Origin of the sequence: Clostridium mucosae, assembly GCF_024622765.1 — a bacterium.
Classification (GTDB): Bacteria; Bacillota; Clostridia; order Clostridiales; family Clostridiaceae; genus Clostridium.
Genome location: NZ_JANKAF010000009.1, coordinates 113,296 through 136,620, shown reverse-complemented (window position 1 = coordinate 136,620; position 23,325 = coordinate 113,296). Strand labels below are relative to the sequence as shown.

Here is a 23,325-nt window from a genome sequence, read left to right as displayed (position 1 = left end):
ATTTATCTAGAGAAATCAACTGAAGGTACTTCATTAGCACTATCACTTGCTTTATAAAGTTGTTTCTCTTGAAAACCAAACATTGAAGCAATTATATTAGTAGGGAATCTTCTCCTTTTAGTATTATAATTAGTTACAGCTGTGTTATAATCTTGCCTTGCAACAGCTATTCTATTTTCAGTTCCTTCTAATTGAATACTTAAGTCCTGAAAGTTTTGGTTAGATTTTAAATCAGGGTATCTTTCAACAACAACTAATAATCTAGAAAGAGCATTTGATAATTGACTATCTGCATTTGCTTGTTCTGATATGTTTGTTGCACCTGAAAGCTTACTTCTAGCATTAGCTATATCAGTAAATATATCTTTTTCTTGAGAAGCATATCCTTTAACTGTATTAACTAAATTAGGTATTAAATCAGATCTCCTTTGTAATTGAGTATCTATATTAGATTCTGATGTATTAACAAGCTGCTCTAGAGATACTAAATTATTGTAGCTAGATATTATAGGAAAAACTAATATTACAATAACAACAAGTACAGCTATTAATACCTTGGTTCCTTTTTTCATATAAAAATACATCTCCTTTCTATATATAAATTATTATATGTAGAAAGAAGATGTATTATTAAAGATTTACTGTATAATCTGGATTAATAAGAGTTATCCTAAAAATAATGCTAATATTAAAATAAGAGTAAATGTCCAATGTAAATTATTTGTATAAGGGATTCCAAGCTTTTCAAATTTACAAACTGATCTATGAGCCTTTAGTGCTATTGGAAATGTTAAAAATACTAATAAAGAAGTAATAGGATAAAATCCTGATATAACATATATTAAAGTTAAAAAATATGAACCAAAAACTAAAAATCTATAAATATATGTACTATATTTACTACCAATTCTAACACTTAATGTTCCAAGACTTAAATTAGCATCTCTTTTAAAATCTCTCATTTCATTACTTATCATTAGCGCTGGAATAAGAAATGAAGCTGGTAATGAAAGTAATATTGGGTATATGCTTATAGATTTAGTAAAAGGATAAGATGCACCTAATACCATTAGTGGACCCATGGTTATAAAAGAAATTGGAACTCCGAGTCCTTTTCTTTTAAATACAAAAGGTTCTCCAGTATAGGAATAAGCACCAAATATTCCTATTATACCTATGATAAACATATTAAAATCAGTTATGTATATAAGATATAATCCAATTAGTGAAGCTAATGCAAAACAACACATTGCCCAAAGAAAAACATAAATATCAAAATAAGTTCTAGTTACGCCTAAAAAATTAGCCTTTCTACCGCTTGGCCTATAATATCTAAAACTTCCTTCAAAATAATCATTTACCAAGTTAGCTCCTGATTGAGCTAAAAGTCCAGCTACTGTTATTAGGATAACTAAAAAAATATCATTAGTACTAGACCAATTAATATATCCCATTTTATCTGCAGCAATAATCCCAAGAGTGGTAGATCCAATTGCTAATGTTAACGAAAAGGGACGGAATGCTTTCCAAGAATCTTTAATAAATTTTGATAGATACTCTTTATCCACTTTAATCACCTCATATATTTAATTGCAATTTCCAATTGTATCATAAATGGATAGTTCTTTCAAATTATTAAAATATATAAAAAATTATTATCTAAGAATTTCGATAGAAATGTTAAGTTTTTCGTATGGAAGTTATTAGAAGATAAATTTATAATATTAAATGTAAACGAAACCAAATATGTTTTAACGATTTTATAAAAGGTGGAGGGTTAAATATGAAAAAGGTTAAAAAATTACTTACAATGGCAATGGCTACTGTTATGGTTACAGCTTCATTAGTTGGATGTAGCGGAAAGAGTGGAGATTCTAAGGGTGGAGATACTTCAAAGGGAGATAAGGTTAAGGTTGGAGTATGCTTATACAAATTCGATGATACTTATATTTCTACAGTTCGTCAAAGTTTAGAAAAATTACAATCTGAAAATCCAGATAAAGTTGAGTTTACTTTTTATGATGGAAAAGGTGACCAAGCTACTCAAAATGACAGTATAGATACATTACTTCAAAAAGATGTAGATCTTTTATTAGTTAACTTAGTTGATACAGGAGCAGCACCTACAGTAATCGATAAGATAAAAGCTGCTGAAAAACCTGTAGTACTATTTAATAGAGAACCAGCAGCAGATGCAATAAAAGCATATGAAAGTGCTATATTTGTTGGAACAAATGCAAAAGAAGCTGGAATTATGCAAGGAGATATCCTTTCAAAGGAATGGGAAAAAGATAAAGCTGCTATAGATAAAAATGGAGATGGAGTATTACAATATGTAATGCTAAAAGGTGAACCTGATAATCCAGAAGCAGTTGCAAGAACTCAATATTCAGTTTCAACTTTAAATGATAAAGGAATTAAAACAGAAGAATTAGCACTACAAGTTTGTAACTGGGACCAAGCGTTAGCACAAAATGCTACTGAAGCATGGTTCTCAAAATTTGGTGATAAGATTGAAGCTGTTATTGCCAATAATGATGGTATGGCTCAAGGTGCTATAGCTGCATTACAAGCTCAAGGATATAACAATGGTGATGCTGCAAAGACTATTCCAGTTATAGGTGTTGATGCAACAGCAGCAGCACAAGATTTAATAGGTAAAGGATTTATGTTAGGATCAGTTCTTCAAGATGCAGAAGGAATGGCTAAAGCTTTATATGAAACAGGAATGAATTTAGCAGCTGGAAAGAACGCTGTAGAAGGAACTTCATATAAGTTTGATGATACAGGAATTGCTGTACGTATTCCATATCAACCATACGTTAAATAATATATAAAGAAATAAATTTCCTCTAAACTGCATAGTGTACTTTTCACTATGCAGTTTAATAAATAATAGAAAAGTGGTGAAGTAAGTTATGGCAGATACAAAATATGTTCTTGAAATGACAGATATATGCAAAGAATTTCCAGGAGTTAAAGCGCTAGATAATGTCCAATTAAAAGTAAGACCAGGAACTGTACATGCTTTGATGGGTGAAAACGGAGCAGGTAAATCTACTTTAATGAAATGTTTATTTGGTGTTTATATTGAAGATGGTGGAGAAATTTTGATAAATGGTGAAAAAAGCAAATTTTCGAACCCAAAGCAAGCAATGGATAACGGAGTTGCTATGGTTCACCAAGAATTAAATCAAGTTTTACAAAGAAATGTTATGGATAATATATGGCTTGGAAGATATCCAGGAAATGCTGGAATTGTAAGCGAAAAGATAATGTATGAAGAAACTAAAAAAATATTAGATGAACTTGAAATAGATGTTAATCCAAAAGTTAAAATGGCAAAATTATCTGTTTCTCAAAGACAAATGGTTGAAATTGCAAAAGCAGTTTCATATAATGCAAAAATTCTTGTTTTAGATGAACCAACATCATCATTAACTACAGAAGAGGTTAAGCATTTATTTAAAATCATTAATAAATTAAAGTCTAAAGGCTGCGGTATTATATATATTTCTCATAAGATGGAGGAGATTCTTGAAATTTCTGATGACGTTACAATAATGCGTGATGGTAAATGGATAGATACAATTCCTGCAAAAGATCTTACAACAGATAAAATAATTAAGTTAATGGTTGGTCGTGATTTAACTAACAGATTCCCACCAAAGACAAATAAGCAAGGAGAAGTAATATTAGAAGTTAAAAATCTAACTGGTACATATCAACCTTCTATAAAAGATGTATCCTTTGAACTTAAAAAAGGAGAAATTTTAGGGGTTGCAGGACTTGTTGGATCAAAGAGAACAGAATTATTAGAAACTATATTTGGAATAGCTCGTCATAATGAAGGCGAGGTAATATTACACGGCAAAAAGGTTGAAAATACAGATTCAAGAAGAGCGATAAAAAATGGGTTCGCATTATTAACAGAAGAGCGTAGATCCACAGGAATATTTGGTCAACTTGATATAAAATTCAATACAATGATTGCCAATATAGATGGATACAGTAAATTTGGTGTATTAGATAATAAAAAAATCACTGAAGATACTAAATGGACAATAGATAGTATGAAGGTAAAAACTCCAAATCAAAAGACAGCTATTAGAACTCTTTCTGGAGGTAACCAGCAAAAGGTAATCATAGGCAGATGGCTTTTAACAAATCCAGAAATACTACTATTGGATGAGCCAACAAGAGGAATAGATGTTGGAGCTAAATATGAAATTTATCAACTTATTATAGATTTAGCTAATAAAGGCAAAGGGGTTATAGTTGTATCCTCAGAAATGCCAGAGTTATTAGGAATATGCGATAGAATACTTGTAATGTCAAATGGAAGAGTGGCAGGGATAGGTGACGCAGATAAATTGTCACAAGAAGATATTATGGCTATGGCTGCTAAATATATTTAGGATAGAGGTGTAACTTATGAACAAAGTTAAATTTAATAAAGAGTCTTTACAAAATTTCCTACTAAATTATGCACTATATATAGTATTGTTTATAATGATAGTGTTCTTTGTTATAAAGGAACCAGGGTTCCTTTCATTGAAGAATTTTACTAATATTTTAAGTCAAGCATCAACACGTGGTATCCTTGCATTAGGGGTAGCGGGGCTTATAGTACTTCAAGGTACAGACCTTTCAGCAGGGCGTATATTAGGCTTTACAGCTATAATATCAGCATCTTTACTACAATCAACAACATATGCTGCTAGAATGTATCCAAACTTACCAGCTTTACCACTAATATTGCCAATGCTTTTAGCAATAGTTATAGGTGGTATATTCGGTGCTATAAATGGATTTGGAGTTGCAAAACTGAAGGTCCATGCATTTATTATTACTTTAGGTACTCAGCTTATAGCTTATGGAGCATCATGCTTATATATTGATAGACCTCCACTAGGAGCTCAACCAGTTGCTAACTTAGATGAAAGATATACAAGATTCGTTAATGGTTACTTAAAGTTAGGTAGTGTAGAAATTCCATATTTAGTATTCTATCTTGCAATAGTTGCAGCTATTATGTGGTTTGTATGGAATAAAACAAAGCTTGGTAAGAATATGTTTGCTATTGGGGGAAATCCAGAAGCAGCAGCAGTTTCAGGTGTTAACTTAGTTAAGAATATAATGATTATATTTATAATATCAGGTGTACTTTATGGACTAGCTGGATTCTTAGAAGCAGCTAGAGCAGGATCTACAACAACAAGTACTGGATTCAACTATGAATTAGATGCAATTTCAGCTTGTGTTGTTGGGGGAGTGTCATTTACAGGTGGTATTGGTACAATTCCAGGAGTTCTTATAGGTACAGTATTACTACAAGTTATAAACTATGGATTAAACTTCATTGGAGTAAATGCTTACTGGCAATATATAATAAGAGGTTTAATAATAATAGTAGCTGTTTCACTAGACGTAAGAAAATATATAGCTAAAAAATAATTCGAAAAGGGAAATGATGTTAAATGGAAAATGAAACTGTAAAAGAAAAAGTAGAGGAAGTTCCTAAAAAAACTGTAAGGGATACATTATACGGTAATTTAGATGTATCAGTTAAAACAATGGATAGAGTTATTGCAGTATTGTTTGTATTATTAGCATTGTCATTGATAATAGGAATATTAGTATAAAATATAATATTATTCATAGAAATAGGATGAGAATTATAATATCTCATCCTATTTTTGCTGTTTGATAATATTTACATGAAAAAAATTACAAAAATATGTTATAATTAATTTTAAGATTTAGAAAATTTGATATGGATTAAAAATTATTTGTTTTATAAATTTGTTTTTTATTTCTTTATAATGGAATAAAAATATCAAACCATATAAATATTTAATTATTTGTATAGAGTGTTATATTAATCTTACTTATTTGATGTTAGATAGAGTAATGATTAAATAAATATAATAAGGTTAAAAAATTATACATATAAAAAATGTATTGATAAAGATATGCTTTTAATCAAATTTATTCTTTTAGAAACTTATAGTTTTTATATAGGAGGACTATTTATGGGGTTATATAAACTAATGATTGTAGATGATGAAGAGGAGATAAGACTTGGAGTTATAAAAAAAATCAATTGGGAAGAACAAGGATTTATTGTTGTAGGTGATGCTGAAAATGGACAAGAAGCCTTGGAAATGGCAGAAAAGTTGCATCCAGATGTAATAATGACAGATATAAAAATGCCATTTATGGATGGATTAGAGTTAGGTAGAAAAGTTATGGATATAATGCCTTCTACAAAAATAATAATATTTTCAGGCTCTGATGATCTTGAATATGCACATAAGGCTATAAAAATAAATGTAGTTGAGTATGTTTTAAAGCCTATTAATTCAGTTGAACTTATAGAAGTTCTAAAGAGATTAAAAGAAAAATTAGATACAGAATATGATGCAAAAAGAAATGTGGAAACATTAAAGAATCATTATATAGAAAGTATTCCAGTAATAAGAGAACAGTTTCTTATTGGAGCTTTAGAAGGCAGAATAACTAGAGAAAAGTGGATAGAAGATGAGAAGAAATTAGGACTAGATTTTATAGAAAAATACTTGTCAGTTGCAATAATAGGTGTTGATGGAAATATAAGCTCTACTGAGGAAGATTTAGAATTACAAAATGATATTGGTTTATTATCTATATCAATAAAAAGCATAGTTGATGAAACAATGGAGAATTATTGCAAGTTTATTAGCTTTCCATATTTAGATAAGGTTGTGGTTTTGAACAGCTTCTATGAAAAGGATAACATAATGGGCTTTATAAAGGTATTAAATGAAGTTTGTAAAGTTTATGAATGTATATTTGGAAGTACTATATCTGTAGGTGTAGGTAGGATATGTGATGATATATCAAAAATAAGATTTTCATATAGCACAGCTCAAAGTGCATTAAATTATAGGCCAATAGTGGGTAATGGAAAAACTATATATATTGATGATGTTGAGCCAGACAATTCAATTCAATTACAATTTGATGAGCAGGATGAAGTCAAATTTTTAAATACTATAAAATTATTAACAGAAAGTGAAATACAAGAAGTTGTAAATAATATATTTAAAGTAGTTGAAGAATCTTGTATACCATTAGAAAAGTATAGAATTTATATAATGGAGATACTAACATCCATGCTTAAATTAACTCAAACATACAATATAGAAATTAATAATGTTTTTGGTGAAAATTTCAATTGTTATATGGGGTTAGACCATTTAGATTCAATACAAGAAATAAAAGAATGGTTTATAAGTAAGGCTATTAAGTTAAACAAGCTTATAAAAAAAGAACGTGTTAATTCTTCAATGCTTTTAGTGGAAAAAGCTAAAAGCTATATAAAGGAAAATTATAATGACTTTGAAATATCAGTTGAAAAATTGTGCTCAAAATTACATGTGAGTCCAACTTATTTTTCTACTATATTTAAGAAAGAAACAGATATGAGTTTTGTAAATTACCTAACTTCAGTACGATTGGAGGAAGCTGTAAAACTATTAAATACTACTGATGATAAAACATATGTGATTGCTACAAAAGTTGGGTATCAAGAAGCAAATTATTTTAGTTATGTATTTAAAAAGAAATTTGGAATAGCACCATCAAGATATAGAAAGAACTGAGTGATTTAATATGCTAAATTCTATTAAGAGTAAAATAATAGGTTATTATAAAAAAGCTAGTATCCAATATATAATATCTATATCTTTTACAATAGTAGCTGTTATTGGAATGATAGTAGTAGGTGGAGCTCTTTACTTAAGATTTACTAATTCAACAGAAGAAATGGTTTTAAAGAATAATAAATCCATATTAGAGCAAGTTAATTTAAATTTAGATACTTACTTAAGAAAAATGATGAAGATATCAGATACAATATATTATAGAGCTATAAAGAAAACAGATTTATCAAATGAAAGTATAGATAAAGAAATGGATTTAATTTATGAAGCTAATAAAGATTACTTAATAAGTATTAGCCTTTTTTCAGATTATGGTGAGGTAATAGCTTCATATCCATTACAACAATTAAAAAACAATATTGATCCTAGAGAAAGTGAATGGTTTCAAAGTGCTATAAGTAAAAGGGAAAACTTACACTTTTCTACTCCTCATGTGCAAAATTTATTTTACGATCCTAATTATAAATACACTTGGGTAGTATCTTTGAGTAGGGCAGTTGAGATTACTGAAAGTGGTAGGATTAATGGCGGAGTTCTTCTAGTTGATATGAATTTTAGTGGTATAGAGCAAATATGTAAAAATGTTGATATGGGTAGAAATGGGTATGTTTATCTTATAGACAGAGATGGAGAAATAATATATCATCCAAGGCAACAATTGATATATTCTAATTTAGTAAAAGAAAATAATTATGAAGCATCTAAATATGAAGATGGAAATCATATTGAAAAGTTTGAAGGAAATAAAAGGTTAGTGACAGTGAAAACAGTTGGATATACTGGATGGAAAATAGTTGCTATATCACCAATGACAGATATTACAGCTGACTACTCTGAAATTAGAATATTTGCTGTATTTATAATGTTTTTTGGAATATTTACATTAATCTCAATAAATATGTTTGTATCATCAAGAATAGCAAATCCTATAAAGGAATTAGAAAAGTCAGTTAATGAATTTGAACATGGAGTAGTTAATCTAAATATATCAGAAAGTGGTTCTTATGAAATTCAACATTTAGGAAAAGCAATTAGGTCCATGGTAAAACAAATGAATATGCTAATGGAAAATATAATGAGTGAGCAAGAGGCAAAACGGAAAAGTGAATTAAATGCATTGCAAGCTCAAATAAATCCACATTTTTTATATAATACTTTAGATTCTATTATATGGATGATAGAAAATGAAAATTATGATGGTGCTATAGTAATGGTTACAGCACTAGCAAGATTTTTTAGAATAAGTTTAAGTAAAGGTAAAAATGTAATAACTGTTAAGGATGAATTAGAACATGCTAGAAATTACTTAACAATACAAAATATACGTTATAAAAATAAGTTTACTTATGATATTAAAGCAGAGGAAGAGGTTTTAAATCTTACAAGTATTAAACTAATAATTCAACCACTGATTGAAAATGCTATTTACCATGGTATGGAGTATATGAGTGGTGACGGAGATATTCTTGTAAAAGCATATTTGAAAAATAATGATTTATATATAGATATTATTGATAATGGACTTGGGATGCCTCAAGAGATTGCAGATAAATTGCTAACTAATGAAAATGGTGTTCAAAAGAAGGGGTCAGGAATAGGACTTAGAAATGTACATGAAAGAATAAAATTATACTTTGGAGATAAATATGGATTGGAGATATATAGTGAGCCAGATGAAGGTACAACAATAAGGATTCATATGCCATCTATAGATTTTTATAGTATTAAGGAGGAGAAAAAGTGAAGATAAGAAAGAAATTAATTTTCATAATTTTATTTACAATGCTTATTTCTTCTTTTTTAGTATTATTAAATGAAGGTAAAAAAAAGGATATTAAAGTTTATAATTTTTCAGTAATAATTAGAGGGAAAAATAGTGAAGGGTGGAGGATAATAAAAGAGGGGATGGAGCAAGCTGCTTCTGAGATGAACGTAAATATAAGGTTTTTAACACTTTTAGAGGAAAATAGTATTGATGAGCAAACTGAATTAATAGAAAGAGAGTTAAGCAATGGGACAGATGCTATACTTATATCTCCGACAGATTATAAGGCTATGGCAAATACTATAGAAAACATTAGAAAAAAGATACCAGTAGTTTTATTTGAATCTAATATAGAAACTAAGCAAAATATACCATATGTGTCTTGTGATAATTATAAGTTAGGGCAAAGCCTTGCAGAAGAAGTAGTGAGAAATGGAAATACAAGAAGTAGAGTTTCTATTATAAAAAGTGATTTAAGCTGTAGTAGTATAAATGAAAGATATTTAGGTTTTGTAGATGAAATAAATAAAAGTAAAAATACTTATGAACTTTTAGAGTTACCAAAAGATGAGGTACAGCTTTATAATAAAGTTAGAGAAATTATAGAGAATAATGAAACGGATGTAATAGTTACATTTGAGCCAAGTATTTTAGAGAGTGTAGGAAAAGCTAAGAAGTATGTAAGTAATAGTGATTTAAAATCTAGCGTTGAATTATATGGGACAGGCAGTACAAGTTTAATAATATCATTAATTGAAGAAAATATAATAAATTCAATAGCTATGCAAAATGAATTCAATGTTGGATATTTAAGCGTTAAGGCATCTGTTTCACAAATTGAAGAAAAGGCAATTGATGATAGTGTAATAACATCAACTATAATTAATAATAGGAATATGTATTCTAAAGAAAATCAAAGGATGTTATTTCCCTTTGTAAGATGATAAATTTAATGCTTTATAGGAGGTTAGGGTGAAGAAGGGTAAAAGAATAATTAATATTTTTAGCTTAATGCTAATATCTACTCTTATTGTAGGCTGTAATAAAGAAAGCAATATTAAATTTAAAAAAGAAATTAAAATAGGGGTAACACTTTATAAGCAAGATGATACTTTCATATCTACAATCAGTAAAAATTTAGAGGAGATAGTCAAAGAAAATGAAAGTGTTGATAAATCTAAAGTAATGATTGATTTTGTTGATGCAAAAGGAAGCACAATAAATCAGGGGAATCAAGTGGATAAGTTTATAAATCAAGAGTATGATGTTATATGTGTGAATTTAGTGGATAGAACAGCAGCATCAACTATAATTGATAAAGCAAAATCAGCAAATATTCCATTAATATTTTTTAATAGAGAGCCAGTAGAAGAAGATATGAATAGATGGGATAAACTATATTATGTTGGAGCACAAGCAGAACAATCTGCAAGGTTACAAGCGGAGATACTACTTGATGAATGGCTTTCAAAAAAAGATATAGTAGATAAGAATAAAGACAATAAGATTCAGTATGTAATGCTTGAAGGTGAACCAGGGCATCAAGATTCTTCAATAAGGACAGAATACTGTATAAAATCTATTACTGAAAAAGGTGTTCAACTAGAAAAATTAGCAGATGATAGTGCAAATTGGCAAAGTGATCAGGCTATAAGTAAAATGAGTCAATGGATCAAAGAGTTCGGAGATAAAATTGAAGTTGTATTTAGTAATAATGATGTAATGGCGCTTGGGGCTATACATGCAATTAATTCTAACGATATATTTACTAAAAAGCCTCTAGTTGTTGGGATAGATGGTATAAAAGAAGCAATGGAATCAGTTAAGGAAGGTGAAATGCTTGGTACTGTTATAAGTGATTCTAAAGCTCAAGCAAAAGCAATATTTGATCTTGCAATAGCATTAGCTAAAGGTAATAATGTAGAAGGAATTGATGAGCTTGAAAATAATAAATATATAAAAGTGCCTCATACAAAGGTAACTAAAGACAATGTGGATTTGTATATAGAAAATGAAAATTAAATTACTAAGAGTGAGGAAAATCCTTACTCTTTTATTTTAGCTAAAAATACCTTATAAATATACGAATTAAATATGTAATTTGTATATTGACAATAGAGTAAATAATGCTATAATTAAATCATAGTAATCCGATATGAATTAAAGGCTATGAAGAGGAAAAGTAATTAATAACAATTATAACAGAGAGGGTTAGTAGCTGAGATAACCTATAGTTTTATTAATGAAGTGCACCTTGGAGTTTAAGATCCGAACGTTATAAGTAGGGACTTATGGGTTCTCCCATTACAGAGATAAGGTATTATATATAGTACCTAGAAAAGATGGATATTTAATTATATCTAATCAGAGTGGAACCGTGGAAGTTTACCTTCTGCCTCTGTATAAACAGTGGTAGTAGGTTTTTTTTATTTATATAATATATTCAAATAATATGCTTATTAACTACAGTATAAATTAATTATAATATATAAATACTTATATAATTAATTTAAAGTTAACTTATTAGATAGAAATCTTAAAATACAATATTTAAAGAATTATCTTAAGGAATTTGCAGGCCAGCAAATAAATGTTTAACTAAGAATTAAATTATCTAAAATAAATATTAGGAGGATAAAAAATGAACTTTAATTTAATATTAGCTATTATATTATCAATAGCAGCAATTTATATAATTTATTTGGTAAAATCAAAAACAGGAAAGTTTTCTTATTCAACATTAACTGCATTAGCAATAGGGTTAATCCTAGGTGCAATTTTCAAGGGAGATATTATGTTCCTTGAAGTAGTAGGTAAGGGATATATATCATTAATTAAAATGATAGTAGTTCCTTTAGTTATGGTATCAATAATAACAAGTATAATTAGGCTTAAAAATTTAGATACTCTAAAATCAATTGGCCTTAAAACATTAGGTATATTACTTGGAACAACAGGTATAGCATCAATAATAGGAATAGTTATGGGAAAGATCTTTAAATTAGGACAAGGGTTAAGCTTTGTAGGAGCTGAAGGATTTAAAGCAAGAGAAATACCATCATTTTCAAAGGTATTATTAGACTTTTTACCATCAAACCCAGTAGCATCAGTAGTTAATAATCAAATAATTCCAATAGTTATTTTTTCACTTTTCATAGCAATAGCTTTAGTTATTGAAGATAATAAGAATCCTGAGAAGGTTAAACCATTTAAAGATTTCATTTTATCAACTTATGAATTAGTATTAAGTATAACAAGAATAGTATTAAAATTCATACCATATGGAGTTTTTGCATTAATAGCAACAGCTGCAGCAAGCAATGGGATGGATACTATAAAATCATTAATTGGTGTCGTTTTAGCAGTTTATATTGCTTGTATATTACAAATGTTATTAGTTCATACTCCTTTAATAACTTTTGTTGCAAGAAAAAATCCATTAAAGTTCTTTAAGGATATTTTCCCAGCTCAAGTTGTTGCTTTCACAAGTCAAAGTAGTTATGGAACATTACCTGTAACAATTAAGAGCTTAGTAGAAAATGCTAAGGTTTCTGAAAATATAGCAAGCTTTGTAGCTCCACTTGGATCAACTATAGGAATGAATGCATGTGGTGGATTATATCCAGCAATAGTTGCAATTTTTGTAGCTAATGTATTTAATGTTGATATGACAATGTATCATTATTTCTTAATAGTATTAACAACAGTTATATCTTCAATAGGTATAGCAGGAGTTCCTGGAGCAGCAACTATGTCAACAACAGTTGTTTTATCAACTTTAGGATTACCTATAGAAGGTATGGCAATGGTAATGGCTGTAGATGCTATAATAGATATGATGAGAACAGCAACTAATGTTACAGGTTCTGCTGTTGCAGCTCTAGTAGTTGATGAAACTGAAAAAAGAAAAGAACGTAATAATGTAGCACTTGATGCTAAATAATTAAATAAAAGTAAAATATGATATAAGTTTTAGCCCTATTAAACTGAAAATAATATGTTTAATAGGGTTTTTTTTATTTTAATTACTTAGTAAAAAATAAACAGTGAAAGTGTAGATATAGATTATAATAGTTAAGGGATATAGAAATGGTTATAAATGATTAATGGATACAGAAATGATTCTAAATAATTAATATATATAGAAATGATAATAAAAAATAGGTACTACATAGATAATTATTATCTTCTGTAATACCTTTAAAATAATATTTATTATTTAAGCAATTCAACTATATCTTCAAGCTTTTTACCACCAAAATAAACTTTAGAGTCATTTATTATTAGTGCTGGAACGCTCATTATTTTATGTTTATCTTTAATATCTTTGAAGTTTGATAAATCTAACATTTCTGTTTCTATATTAGGATTTTCTATAGCTATTCTTTGAGCTGCAGTTACAACTTCAGGGCAAACGTGGCAGGAAAGAGATACTGCAACTTTAATATTAGTTTTCTTATCTGGTGACAGTGATTTAATTTCATTTAATAAATCGTCAGTTAGTGCTTGACCTGGACCAGCTAGATTGTAAATAGCTAGTATAAATGAATTTAATTCGTGTCCTCCAGGTACACCATGGAATTTAACTCCACTGTAGTTACTATCTTTATCTAATAAAGCAACTACAGGATATTTATCTGCATGAATTTTAGATTCCATTTCAAGGTTTTCACCTTTTTTATAGATGATAGCAGAAATTTTATCATTTAAATCAGATATATCTAAAATTAAATCTCTTAATTCAATTGATTTTTTATTACTTTCATCAACTATTGATACTAGTGAAATGTTATTTTCTATCTTAGATAATATACCCTTTAATTGGTTTCTTAGATTATCGTTTAATAAATTACTTCTTCCAGATAAAGTTTTATTATTGGTAGTAGGTACTTCTTTTTTTATTTCAACTTTTTCTTCAATAATATTTTCATCAACTATACCAAGTCTTTCTTTTTCAGAAGCAACATATCTTTCAGCATCTGTTGCTGCAATAGCACCATCAGCTACAGCTGTTACAACCTGTCTTAATAGTTTAGGCCTTAAGTCGCCTGCAGCATAAACACCTTTTATATTAGTTTGCATATTTTCATTTGTTAAGATATATCCGTATTTATCCATTTCTATCTTATCTTTAAATACTTTAGTTTGTGGCTCATAACCAACAAATACAAAGATACCAAATGTTCCATCTTCTTTAGGAGGGAAGTATTCTGATCTTTCATTAGTAACATTATTAATAAGCTTTACAGATCTTAGAACATCATCACCAACAGCTTCTACAACTTCAGTATTGAATCTTATTTCTATATTTTTATTAGCTTTTACTTTATCACCGATAGATTTAGCGCAAGTAAACTCAGGTTCTCTTGCAATTATAATTACTTTTTTAGCAAATCTAGTTAAATAAATAGCTTCTTCAGCAGCTGCATAACCTGCACCGATTACAAGTACTTCTAAACCTTTAAAGAATTCTCCATCGCAAGTAGCACAATAAGCAACACCTCTACCACCATATTCAATTTCTCCAGGGAAGCCTAATTTTCTTGGTGTAGCACCTGTAGCTATAATTATAGATCTACCTTGAATTTCACCATTATTTGTTTTGATAATTTTTACATCTCCAGTAAAATCAACATCAATTACATCAGCTGATTGAAATTTAACACCAAAGTTTTCGGCTTGGATTCTCATATCTGATGTTAAATTAGGACCAGTTGTTTTTACAATACCAGGATAGTTTACAATTTCAGCAGTACTATTAATTTGACCACCAGTATGTTCTTTTTCGATTATTAAAGTATTAAGTCTTGCTCTACCAGCATATAGACCAGCAGATAAACCAGCAGGACCGCCACCGATTATAATTAAATCATATATTTTATTCATAAATTCCTCCTTAAGATTTCAATGATATTATTAAGTAATAATTATTATTGATTAGTTTATTAAAAAAATAGCGAGTTGCCTCGCTAATTTTTTAATATTATTGATATATATTTAGGAGAGATTAGCTCTCCTTATGTTTTATATTAAAGTTTACCAACTAAATCTAAGCTTGGTACTAAAGTCTCTTCACCTGGAGTCCAGTTTGCAGGGCAAACTTGATCGCCATGTTCAGCTACGAATTGAGCAGCTTGAACTTTTCTTAATAATTCTTCAGCATTTCTTCCAATTCCATTTTGGTGAACTTCATATGCTTGAATTTCGCCTTCTGGGTTAACTATAAATGTTCCTCTTAAAGCTAATCCTTCTTCTTCAATAAGAACTTCAAACATTCTTGCTAATTTTCCAGTAGGGTCACCTAACATTGGATATTGAACTTTTGCTATTGTTTCTGTTGCATCAGCCCATGCTTTGTGAACAAAATGAGTGTCTTCAGATACTGAGTATATTTCAGCTCCAATTTCTCTGAATTTTTCATAATGATCTGCTAAATCTCCTAATTCAGTTGGACAAACAAATGTAAAGTCTGCTGGATAGAAGAAGAAGATTGACCATTTACCTAAAACATCTTCCTTTGATACTTCCTTGAAGTTACCATTGTGGTAAGCTTGAACTTTAAAATCTTCGATTTTTTTTCCTATTAATGACATAAATTTTTTCCTCCTCAAACTTCAATAATTACTATGAATTAATAATAATTATTATTTAATAAAATGTCAATAGGTTTTTGAAAAATAATTGATAATTTTTATCAATTGATTCTTTGTAGCAGTTATACAGAAATATATAATATTATTGCCCAAATATGTATAATACTTACACATAATAATTAAATAAAAATTAAGAATTTTAATACATATTGTTTTACATGTTTATTTAGTATAAAATATATATAAAAAGTAGATTTTAAAAAGTAGATTTTTAGGGAGGATAATATTCTTGAATAAGGGTGGAATTAGATTATATTATAAAAATCAGGAAGAACTTAGTTATGCACTAAGAGACTACATAGACGATTATTTTGAAGGTAACATAGAGGATGAAGCTTTAGAAGAAAAAATATTTATGGTAATAGAAGCTAATAAGGCTAAATTCTATAAAGATGATGAAATAGCTAAGAAACCAAAACAAATTTTAGGAAAAACAAGATTAAATGTATTAGAACAAATTTTAAAGAAAAAAATGGGGTAAGAACATAAGAAAGTTGCCATTATTTAATAAATTGTATTTTTTAAACTTTAAATGGTTCCACTAATAATTTGGATTACTTATATTTGTAAATTAGCAAGAAGGACAAGTAGAAATACTTATCCTTCTTTTTTTAATTAAGTCTTTCTAAGCTTTCTAAATTAAATCCAAGCATTTCGGGTATGAAGTTTTTTAAATTTATATAATCTAATCTAAAATAATATTGAGGGACTTTCTCATAAAGTTTTAGATATAATTTTAGATTTTCTCGTGATTCTTCTAGATTATTTATTTTTTCATAACATATACTAAGTAATAAATATATTTCTCTAAAAGCGTCATTTTTAAGTAAATATCTTTCACCCATAAGAATTGCTTTGTTATATTTTTGAGCTATATAATAAGTTTTTACAATTAAAAAAGAGAGATAGCTGCTTATATAATAGTTATCATTTAGTTCAATTGCTTTAATATAGTTGTTTATTGCTATGGTATATTTATTTAAAAGGAAATATTCATTAGCAATGTTATAGTAATATAAATAATTTTTTTCTTTGTCAGCATAAGATAAATATATAGAAAGATTTCTATTACACCTATCTGTTAATTGTTTTTCATTATAGTCATATCCAAAATTATATAATATAAATTCTAAATTTAAAATTTGATTTAAATATGAATCATTATATAAAGAGTTGTTAAGTTTTTCATTTATTCTTCCAGAAAAATAAAATCCAGAGTTATTTTTAATAATCCTAAGTAAATACTCGCCTTTATAAGGTTTATTATCGATTATATTTATAAGCTTTAATCTAAATCCTAAATATAAAGAATCATTTAATACATTTTTTAATTTAGATACTTGAGTATTATCTAATGCCTCATCACAATCAATGCACAAGATCCAGTCTTTAGATGCGATTTCTAATGCTTTATTCCTTGCAGAACTAAAGTTATCATTCCATGGAAACTTTATTACTTGTGCATTGAATTCTTGGGCTATATTAATCGTATTATCAGTGGATCCAGTATCAATTAGGATTATTTCATCAGCAATACTTTTTACACTTTTAAGACATCTAGATAGGTTTTCTTCTTCATTTCTAGCTATAATACAAACGCTTAAAGTATCCAAAGAAAGTTACCTCCAAATAAAAATGGTTTTATTATAGAATATGATAATAAATAAAATATGCTAATAATAGAAAAATAGATATTATTATTAAATTCTACTTAAAACTACTTATTAAAGGGTATTTTATTAAAAATAAGCATAATATGATAAGTAGGAATAGATTATTATATATAAAATAAGTAATTGGAGGAAGTCAATGATTAGAATTTTAATTGGGAGTCCTATTCATCAAAAACCTGCTATTTTAAAAGAGTTCCTTCTATCATTAAAAGAATTAAATTCAGATGATTTATTTATTGAATATTGCTTCATTGATGATAATAATATAGAAGAATCTTCATTAATCTTAAATAAGTTTAAAGAAGATATAGAGAAAGTTACTATTTTAAAAAGTGAAGAAAATACATCGTTATATATATGTGATGATTATACTCATAGATGGTCAAACGATTTAATAAGAAAGGTGTCTAATTTTAAAAACACTATAATAGAAAAAGCTTTAAAAGAAGAGTATGATTATCTTTTTCTTGTAGATTCTGATTTAGTAATGCACCCTAAAACCTTAAAAAGGCTAGTATCATTAAAGAAAGAAATAGTTTCAAATATATTTTGGACAAGATGGCAACCAAATAACTATGAGCAACCACAAGTTTGGTTAAAAGATATGTATACTTTATATGAATTTGAATACGGAGAAAACTTAAGTGGAAATGAAGTTATGAAAAGAACATCAGATTTTATAAATATGTTAAGGAAACCTGGAACTTATAAGGTTGGAGGGCTTGGAGCATGCACTTTGATATCAAAAGAAGCACTTTCAAAAGGAGTAAACTTTAATCCAGTTTATAATATTTCTTTTTGGGGGGAAGATAGACACTTTTGCATAAGGGCAGCTGTACTTGGCATTCAGTTATATGTAGATACCTATTATCCTGCTCACCATATATATAGAGATGAAGATTTAGGAAAGATAAGTGAATATAAATCATCTAATATTATTAGAGAGTTTCAAGTTTACAGTGCTAAAGCATATGAAACTTTGGAAATAGCCTTAGAAGGAATTGGGGATTATAGCTATAAAAAAGATATACCTTTTAATTATTTGGAGTTTTTTGAAGAAGAAGAGCAAGCTAGATTAAGAAGGGAGCTAATAATTAATAGAAAGATAGTATTAGAAGAAAAAATAACAAATAAAATAAGGATAATTAGTCATCAAACACCATTTACTAATAATGTTAATGAGATAGTTATTAAGGTGGTTTATAATGAATTAGGATATAGGAATAGCTATAGTTATTATGAAGAAAAACAAAGTGAATTTACTTTGAAGATGGATAAAGACGGAAATTATAAAATTATTAAGTGGATATCTGAAGGTAAAAGAGATCCTGTAATTAAACCTTTAGTAAGGAAAGCTAAAGAAGAAGGTAATAAATTAACTTTATCAATGATAGTTAAAAATGAAGAAAATAGATTTTTAAAGAAAGTGCTAGAAGATGCTAAACAATATATTGATAATGCAGTTATAATTGATGATGGAAGCACTGATAATACTGTTGGGATAATAAAAGAAGTATTAGGAAATATACCATATAAATTAATAGAAAATATTGATTCAAAATTTAGTAACGAAGTTACATTAAGAAAACAACAGTGGGAAGAAACTATAAAGATTAATCCAGATTGGATAATATTTTTAGATGCGGATGAGATTTTTGAAAATAGATTTAAATATAATGTACGTGATTTAATGAAAAATACTGAAGTAGATGGTTACATGTTTAGACTGTATGATTTTTGGGATGAAGAGCACTATAGAGAAGATGATTTATGGAATGCTCATAATACCTATAGATTATTTATGATAAGATATCAAGAAAACTATAACTATTTATTTAGAGAAACGCCACAACATTGCGGAAGGATGCCATATAATTGTAATAATTTAGCCTATGAGCTGAGTAGTTTACGATTAAAGCATTATGGATGGTCTAGATCAGAAGATAGAAAAGAAAAGTTTGAAAGATATATGAAGCTAGACCCAGAAGGTAAGTTTGGAATTCTTGCACAGTATTACTCAATATTAGATAAAAATCCAAATTTAAAAAAGTGGATAGAATAGTAAGCAATTAACAAATTTATTCTATATTAGATAGCTTTGTTATATTTTGAGAGGCAGAATATTGAAAAGTGAAATAATATCAGTCGTTTAATTAAAGGCTATATTTTAATTTACAGTATATAAAAGAGGCTGTATCAGAAAGATATTTAATGCAAAATGTAAAATGCAAAATTACAGCCTCTTGAATTAAAATTTAATACAATTAGAAGTTTATTTTATCAATTTCAGATATTAATGATTTTATATCATTATCATTTGGGTGGTTTAATGATTCTACAAGATTATCTTTAATTGCTTCAAACTTTTCAGGCATAGATTCCTTTATCTTATTTTGAATAGCATCTGATACCTTACCTTGGCACATATATGTTCCAATAATAGTATTAGATTGAGGTATTAATTTTTTTACGCTATCTAAAATTCCGCTAAAGTATTCTTTTGTATTATCATACCCAGCAGTTCCAAATATAAATACCTTCTTGCCAGAAAGTTTCTCTATAAATGCTTTAATATCTGCTCCACAAGAGTTTCCTGCTGTCCAAAATCCTACAAATATAACATCTGCTTCAAGTGCTTCATCAGAAGGTTTCCCTATATAACACTCACCAACTTTACTTTTAATTGTTTCTGCTAATTTTTTTGTATTACCAGTTACACTGCTAAAAACTATTGAATATTTCATTTTTTCTCCTTATCATACGCTAAAGTAATTAAATTATTATATAATAATTATTATATAATAATTATTATTATGCATATATAATACCATATTTAAAGTTGTAGAGCTACTAATTTTTATTTGAAATCTCTATGGAATATTGCAGTCTTAGTATCATCTTCAAAGTCTCTTAAAGATGTTATATTAAGTTTTTCTAAAACATTATCCATAGTAGTACTATGAGTTGCTACTTTTATTGGGGAATGGTAAGCAAAAGTATCTACGGCTATTTTCCCTTGCTCTTTAGGAATAATAGCTTTAGGACCTCCAACACATCCACCAATGCAACCCATGCCTTCAACGAAGTTTGCTTTAATTTCACCATTTAAAGCTTTGTTTAATATTTCCTTACACTCTCTTACTCCTTCGGCTCTGACAGAACTAAATAGCTTAGCTTTTTCAGGATATAGTTCAGCAACAGCTTCGCCAACTGCAATAGAAACACCACCTGTACGAGCGTATAGTCTACCACCTCTTGAAGCATAATCTTTAGATGGGATACCTTGAAGTTCGTTAGGATTAATCTCAAAAGCTTTAAATATATTGTCTAATTCTTGGAATGTTAGAACAAAATCGATATCTCCAGCTAAGTCAGGTTCTTTTGCTTCTGCTTTTTTAGCTATACAAGGGCCTATAAAAACAACTTTAGCATCTGGATTTAGTTTTTTTATAACTCTTCCAGCTCCAATCATAGGAGAAACGGATGGAGATAAATCAGGAACTAATTCTTTATATACTTTTTTTAGCATTCCAACCCACATAGGACAACAACATGAGGTTATCATTAAATCATTAGGACCATTAACATGGTGGTTAAATTCAACAGCTTCTTTAATAGTAATCATATCAGCAGCAAAAGCAACTTCAATCATATCAGTAAAGCCCATTTTAATAAAAGCAGCACGTAATTGATCCATTGATACATCTTCACCAAATTGGCCCATAATTGCAGGTGCAACAGCAGCAATAACAGTCTTATTGTTTTTAATTAAATCTAATATAGGAATAAAGTCAATTTTATCTAGGATTTTACCATCTTTGCAAGCATCTATACATAATCCACAACCAACACATAAGTCATAGTTTATATATGTAGATTTATTATCATCATCATATAATATTGCATCGAATGGACAACTTGCTTGACATTTAAACTTCTTATTTTCATCTTGTTTACAGCTAATATTGCAACTATCTAATTTCTCTATGAATCTTTTATTAACTGCATAATTTGTAATTGCTTTTTTTATGTTGTAAACATAGTTGTTATCAAAATCTATAGAAACTCCACAAAGTGATGTAATAATTTTAAATGTCTCCTGAGGTGAAATTTCATGACAGACCATAATTCTAGAAAGCGTTTCATCAAAGTTGCCTTCGTAATAAGATCTTACTAAAGTATCAAAAAGATCACTGTATTTATTATGCATTAATATACCTCCAATTAATAAATTTTCTATAGTTTAGTATATATAATTTACTAATTATTAATACTAAAAAGTTATAAATTGCGAATAAAAGGGCTACGATAACTAGATATGTTCCATAAGCTAAATAGCTACGCCAAGTACTTCTAATTGCTCACTATATGCTTATTCCACAGTCTATTTATCTTCGCCAACTTATATTCTGTCACTTGACACAGTTAAATTAAGAATTAGACTCATTAATGCTATGTATTAAATTGGAGATATTATATAAAAAAATCGGAAAGTTAATACATATCATTAAGTTTAATTTGCAATTTATTTAAAGTGTAACTTAGTATTTAAATAATGCATCTTAGTAAAATTATATTGATATATTAATTAAAAATAGTAGTATGAGATTATAAAGGTTTAAGAGGAGCTATTATGAAGGTAGTAATTAATCAAGATGAGAATAATAATGAAGTTGAAATAGTGATAAATTGCAAGGTTATTGATGATAATATAGTGAAAATAATTGAAAAGTTAAGGGAAGAGGAAAATATAATTACTGGTGTTAAAGATAGTAAAGTTCATATTATAAAACCAGAAAATGTATTATATTTTGAATCTGTTGATAAAAGGACATTTATATATACCAAGGAAGAGGTATATGAAAGTAATCTTAGACTTTATGAAATTGAAGATAAATTTTCAGAATATCATTTTTTTAGAGCATCTAAATCAACAATAATAAATATATCTAAAATTTCAGTTATAAACACTGTAATTGGGGGAAGAGTAGAGGTTTTGCTTGAAAATAAGGAAAAGTTAATAGTTTCTAGACAGTATGTACCTATACTTAAAGCAAAATTAGATTATTAAAAGGTTGGGATATAATGAAGAATTTTTATAATATAGGATACGAAATAAAAGCTCTAATAGGATTATTCTTTATGATGATAATATTAACCTATGGAGTAGTAAGTTTTTTTATTGGAAATAAGATAATGCCTTTAGAGTTATTATGGGAATCTATCTTATTAGCGATCATAGTTGGATTAATTCAATTTATTTTATATAATGAAAAGTTTTTATCGAAGATATCAATAAAAACAAAAACAATATCACATTATTTAATACTTTTAGGAGTTTTAAGTATCTTCATTAAATATTTTAATTGGATAGAACTATGGGGAATATCTTTTAAGATATTTTTCATAATATATACAGCATACTTTATACTTGTAACTTTGAATTTTTATGTTTATAAAAAAATAACAGGAGAAAGGTTTAATGACAAATTATTAAAATATAAAGAGAATTTATAGGTGGTGTAAAA

The 23,325-nt window shown here is 27.9% G+C and carries 20 protein-coding genes and 1 other annotated feature; of the genes, 13 read left to right on the top strand and 7 right to left on the bottom strand.

The features are described 5' to 3' along the window. Positions 1-2 precede the first annotated feature (2 nt). Together NSA50_RS11570 and NSA50_RS11565 are read right to left on the bottom strand one after the other, a co-directional pair. Positions 3-572, bottom strand: coding sequence for a LemA family protein (locus NSA50_RS11570; protein ID WP_257445264.1), 570 nt, complete (start codon positions 570-572; stop codon positions 3-5). A gap of 93 nt (positions 573-665) precedes the next feature. Beyond that, positions 666-1,568 carry a prenyltransferase gene (locus NSA50_RS11565; RefSeq protein ID WP_257445263.1) on the bottom strand — a complete coding sequence of 301 codons (903 nt, stop codon included), beginning with the start codon at positions 1,566-1,568 and terminating at the stop codon, positions 666-668. 215 nt (positions 1,569-1,783) lie between these two features. On the opposite strand from NSA50_RS11565, the gene NSA50_RS11560 reads away from it, so the two are divergent. From NSA50_RS11560 to NSA50_RS11520, 9 genes are all read left to right on the top strand, one after another. Beyond that, on the top strand, positions 1,784-2,830 hold the full coding sequence (locus NSA50_RS11560; RefSeq protein WP_257445262.1) for a galactose ABC transporter substrate-binding protein: 1,047 nt from the start codon (positions 1,784-1,786) through the stop codon (positions 2,828-2,830). Positions 2,831-2,918: 88 nt separating this feature from the next. Next, positions 2,919-4,418 carry a galactose/methyl galactoside ABC transporter ATP-binding protein MglA gene (gene mglA, locus NSA50_RS11555; protein WP_257445261.1) on the top strand — a complete coding sequence of 500 codons (1,500 nt, stop codon included), beginning with the start codon at positions 2,919-2,921 and terminating at the stop codon, positions 4,416-4,418. Between the two features lie 16 nt (positions 4,419-4,434). Further along, positions 4,435-5,457, top strand: a complete 1,023-nt coding sequence (gene mglC / locus NSA50_RS11550) for a galactose/methyl galactoside ABC transporter permease MglC (RefSeq protein WP_257445260.1) — start codon at positions 4,435-4,437, stop codon at positions 5,455-5,457. Positions 5,458-5,480: 23 nt separating this feature from the next. Further along, the gene (locus NSA50_RS11545) at positions 5,481-5,645 is read left to right on the top strand and encodes a hypothetical protein (protein ID WP_195262551.1); all 165 of its coding nucleotides are present in this window, start codon (positions 5,481-5,483) and stop codon (positions 5,643-5,645) included. A 390-nt stretch (positions 5,646-6,035) separates the two neighbouring features. Continuing rightward, on the top strand, positions 6,036-7,646 hold the full coding sequence (locus NSA50_RS11540) for a response regulator (RefSeq protein ID WP_257445259.1): 1,611 nt from the start codon (positions 6,036-6,038) through the stop codon (positions 7,644-7,646). 10 nt (positions 7,647-7,656) lie between these two features. After that, the gene (locus tag NSA50_RS11535) at positions 7,657-9,450 is read left to right on the top strand and encodes a sensor histidine kinase (protein ID WP_195262549.1); all 1,794 of its coding nucleotides are present in this window, start codon (positions 7,657-7,659) and stop codon (positions 9,448-9,450) included. Further along, positions 9,447-10,415 (top strand): geranylgeranylglyceryl/heptaprenylglyceryl phosphate synthase, encoded by a 969-nt coding sequence (locus NSA50_RS11530; protein ID WP_257445258.1) that lies wholly within the window; start codon positions 9,447-9,449, stop codon positions 10,413-10,415. Before NSA50_RS11535 ends, NSA50_RS11530 begins: the two co-directional genes overlap by 4 nt. Before the next feature lie 28 nt (positions 10,416-10,443). Beyond that, positions 10,444-11,493: a substrate-binding domain-containing protein gene (locus NSA50_RS11525; protein WP_195428777.1), complete on the top strand. Its 1,050-nt coding sequence runs from the start codon at positions 10,444-10,446 to the stop codon at positions 11,491-11,493. A 138-nt stretch (positions 11,494-11,631) separates the two neighbouring features. Beyond that, positions 11,632-11,874, top strand: a binding site (T-box leader). A gap of 238 nt (positions 11,875-12,112) precedes the next feature. Then, the gene (locus tag NSA50_RS11520; protein WP_195262546.1) at positions 12,113-13,414 is read left to right on the top strand and encodes a dicarboxylate/amino acid:cation symporter; all 1,302 of its coding nucleotides are present in this window, start codon (positions 12,113-12,115) and stop codon (positions 13,412-13,414) included. 272 nt (positions 13,415-13,686) lie between these two features. On the opposite strand, the gene NSA50_RS11515 is transcribed toward NSA50_RS11520, so the two are convergent. Beyond that, positions 13,687-15,357, bottom strand: coding sequence for an FAD-dependent oxidoreductase (locus tag NSA50_RS11515; RefSeq protein ID WP_257445257.1), 1,671 nt, complete (start codon positions 15,355-15,357; stop codon positions 13,687-13,689). A gap of 143 nt (positions 15,358-15,500) precedes the next feature. Next, the gene (gene ahpC / locus NSA50_RS11510; RefSeq protein WP_195262544.1) at positions 15,501-16,064 is read right to left on the bottom strand and encodes an alkyl hydroperoxide reductase subunit C; all 564 of its coding nucleotides are present in this window, start codon (positions 16,062-16,064) and stop codon (positions 15,501-15,503) included. 289 nt (positions 16,065-16,353) lie between these two features. Between ahpC and NSA50_RS11505 the strand changes: the two genes are divergently transcribed. After that, positions 16,354-16,605, top strand: coding sequence for a TIGR04540 family protein (locus NSA50_RS11505; protein ID WP_195262543.1), 252 nt, complete (start codon positions 16,354-16,356; stop codon positions 16,603-16,605). A 130-nt stretch (positions 16,606-16,735) separates the two neighbouring features. Here the strand turns inward: NSA50_RS11505 and NSA50_RS11500 are convergent, their stop codons facing one another. Further along, positions 16,736-17,737 (bottom strand): tetratricopeptide repeat-containing glycosyltransferase family 2 protein, encoded by a 1,002-nt coding sequence (locus NSA50_RS11500; protein ID WP_195262542.1) that lies wholly within the window; start codon positions 17,735-17,737, stop codon positions 16,736-16,738. A 196-nt stretch (positions 17,738-17,933) separates the two neighbouring features. Here NSA50_RS11500 and NSA50_RS11495 point away from each other — a divergent pair, with 196 nt between their 5' ends. Then, positions 17,934-19,859, top strand: a complete 1,926-nt coding sequence (locus NSA50_RS11495; RefSeq protein ID WP_257445256.1) for a glycosyltransferase family 2 protein — start codon at positions 17,934-17,936, stop codon at positions 19,857-19,859. Between the two features lie 202 nt (positions 19,860-20,061). Here NSA50_RS11495 and NSA50_RS11490 read toward each other — a convergent pair whose 3' ends face one another. Beyond that, positions 20,062-20,541 (bottom strand): flavodoxin family protein, encoded by a 480-nt coding sequence (locus NSA50_RS11490; protein WP_195262540.1) that lies wholly within the window; start codon positions 20,539-20,541, stop codon positions 20,062-20,064. 113 nt (positions 20,542-20,654) lie between these two features. After that, positions 20,655-22,007 carry a [Fe-Fe] hydrogenase large subunit C-terminal domain-containing protein gene (locus NSA50_RS11485; protein ID WP_257445255.1) on the bottom strand — a complete coding sequence of 451 codons (1,353 nt, stop codon included), beginning with the start codon at positions 22,005-22,007 and terminating at the stop codon, positions 20,655-20,657. Between the two features lie 423 nt (positions 22,008-22,430). Here NSA50_RS11485 and NSA50_RS11480 point away from each other — a divergent pair, with 423 nt between their 5' ends. Together NSA50_RS11480 and NSA50_RS11475 are read left to right on the top strand one after the other, a co-directional pair. Next, a complete protein-coding gene (locus NSA50_RS11480) occupies positions 22,431-22,868 on the top strand; it encodes a LytTR family DNA-binding domain-containing protein (RefSeq protein WP_111931737.1) in 438 nt (145 codons plus the stop codon). Positions 22,869-22,882: 14 nt separating this feature from the next. Then, a complete protein-coding gene (locus NSA50_RS11475; RefSeq protein WP_257445252.1) occupies positions 22,883-23,314 on the top strand; it encodes a DUF3021 family protein in 432 nt (143 codons plus the stop codon). Positions 23,315-23,325 lie beyond the last annotated feature (11 nt).

Coding starts and splice junctions, on each gene's coding strand:
- NSA50_RS11570 (WP_257445264.1), bottom strand. CDS start 572: ATGAAAAAAGGAACCAAGGTATTAATAGCTGTACTTGTTGTTATTGTA.
- NSA50_RS11560 (WP_257445262.1), top strand. CDS start 1,784: ATGAAAAAGGTTAAAAAATTACTTACAATGGCAATGGCTACTGTTATG.
- mglA (WP_257445261.1), top strand. CDS start 2,919: ATGGCAGATACAAAATATGTTCTTGAAATGACAGATATATGCAAAGAA.
- mglC (WP_257445260.1), top strand. CDS start 4,435: ATGAACAAAGTTAAATTTAATAAAGAGTCTTTACAAAATTTCCTACTA.
- NSA50_RS11545 (WP_195262551.1), top strand. CDS start 5,481: ATGGAAAATGAAACTGTAAAAGAAAAAGTAGAGGAAGTTCCTAAAAAA.
- NSA50_RS11540 (WP_257445259.1), top strand. CDS start 6,036: ATGGGGTTATATAAACTAATGATTGTAGATGATGAAGAGGAGATAAGA.
- NSA50_RS11535 (WP_195262549.1), top strand. CDS start 7,657: ATGCTAAATTCTATTAAGAGTAAAATAATAGGTTATTATAAAAAAGCT.
- NSA50_RS11520 (WP_195262546.1), top strand. CDS start 12,113: ATGAACTTTAATTTAATATTAGCTATTATATTATCAATAGCAGCAATT.
- NSA50_RS11515 (WP_257445257.1), bottom strand. CDS start 15,357: ATGAATAAAATATATGATTTAATTATAATCGGTGGCGGTCCTGCTGGT.
- ahpC (WP_195262544.1), bottom strand. CDS start 16,064: ATGTCATTAATAGGAAAAAAAATCGAAGATTTTAAAGTTCAAGCTTAC.
- NSA50_RS11495 (WP_257445256.1), top strand. CDS start 17,934: ATGATTAGAATTTTAATTGGGAGTCCTATTCATCAAAAACCTGCTATT.
- NSA50_RS11490 (WP_195262540.1), bottom strand. CDS start 20,541: ATGAAATATTCAATAGTTTTTAGCAGTGTAACTGGTAATACAAAAAAA.
- NSA50_RS11485 (WP_257445255.1), bottom strand. CDS start 22,007: ATGCATAATAAATACAGTGATCTTTTTGATACTTTAGTAAGATCTTAT.
- NSA50_RS11480 (WP_111931737.1), top strand. CDS start 22,431: ATGAAGGTAGTAATTAATCAAGATGAGAATAATAATGAAGTTGAAATA.
- NSA50_RS11475 (WP_257445252.1), top strand. CDS start 22,883: ATGAAGAATTTTTATAATATAGGATACGAAATAAAAGCTCTAATAGGA.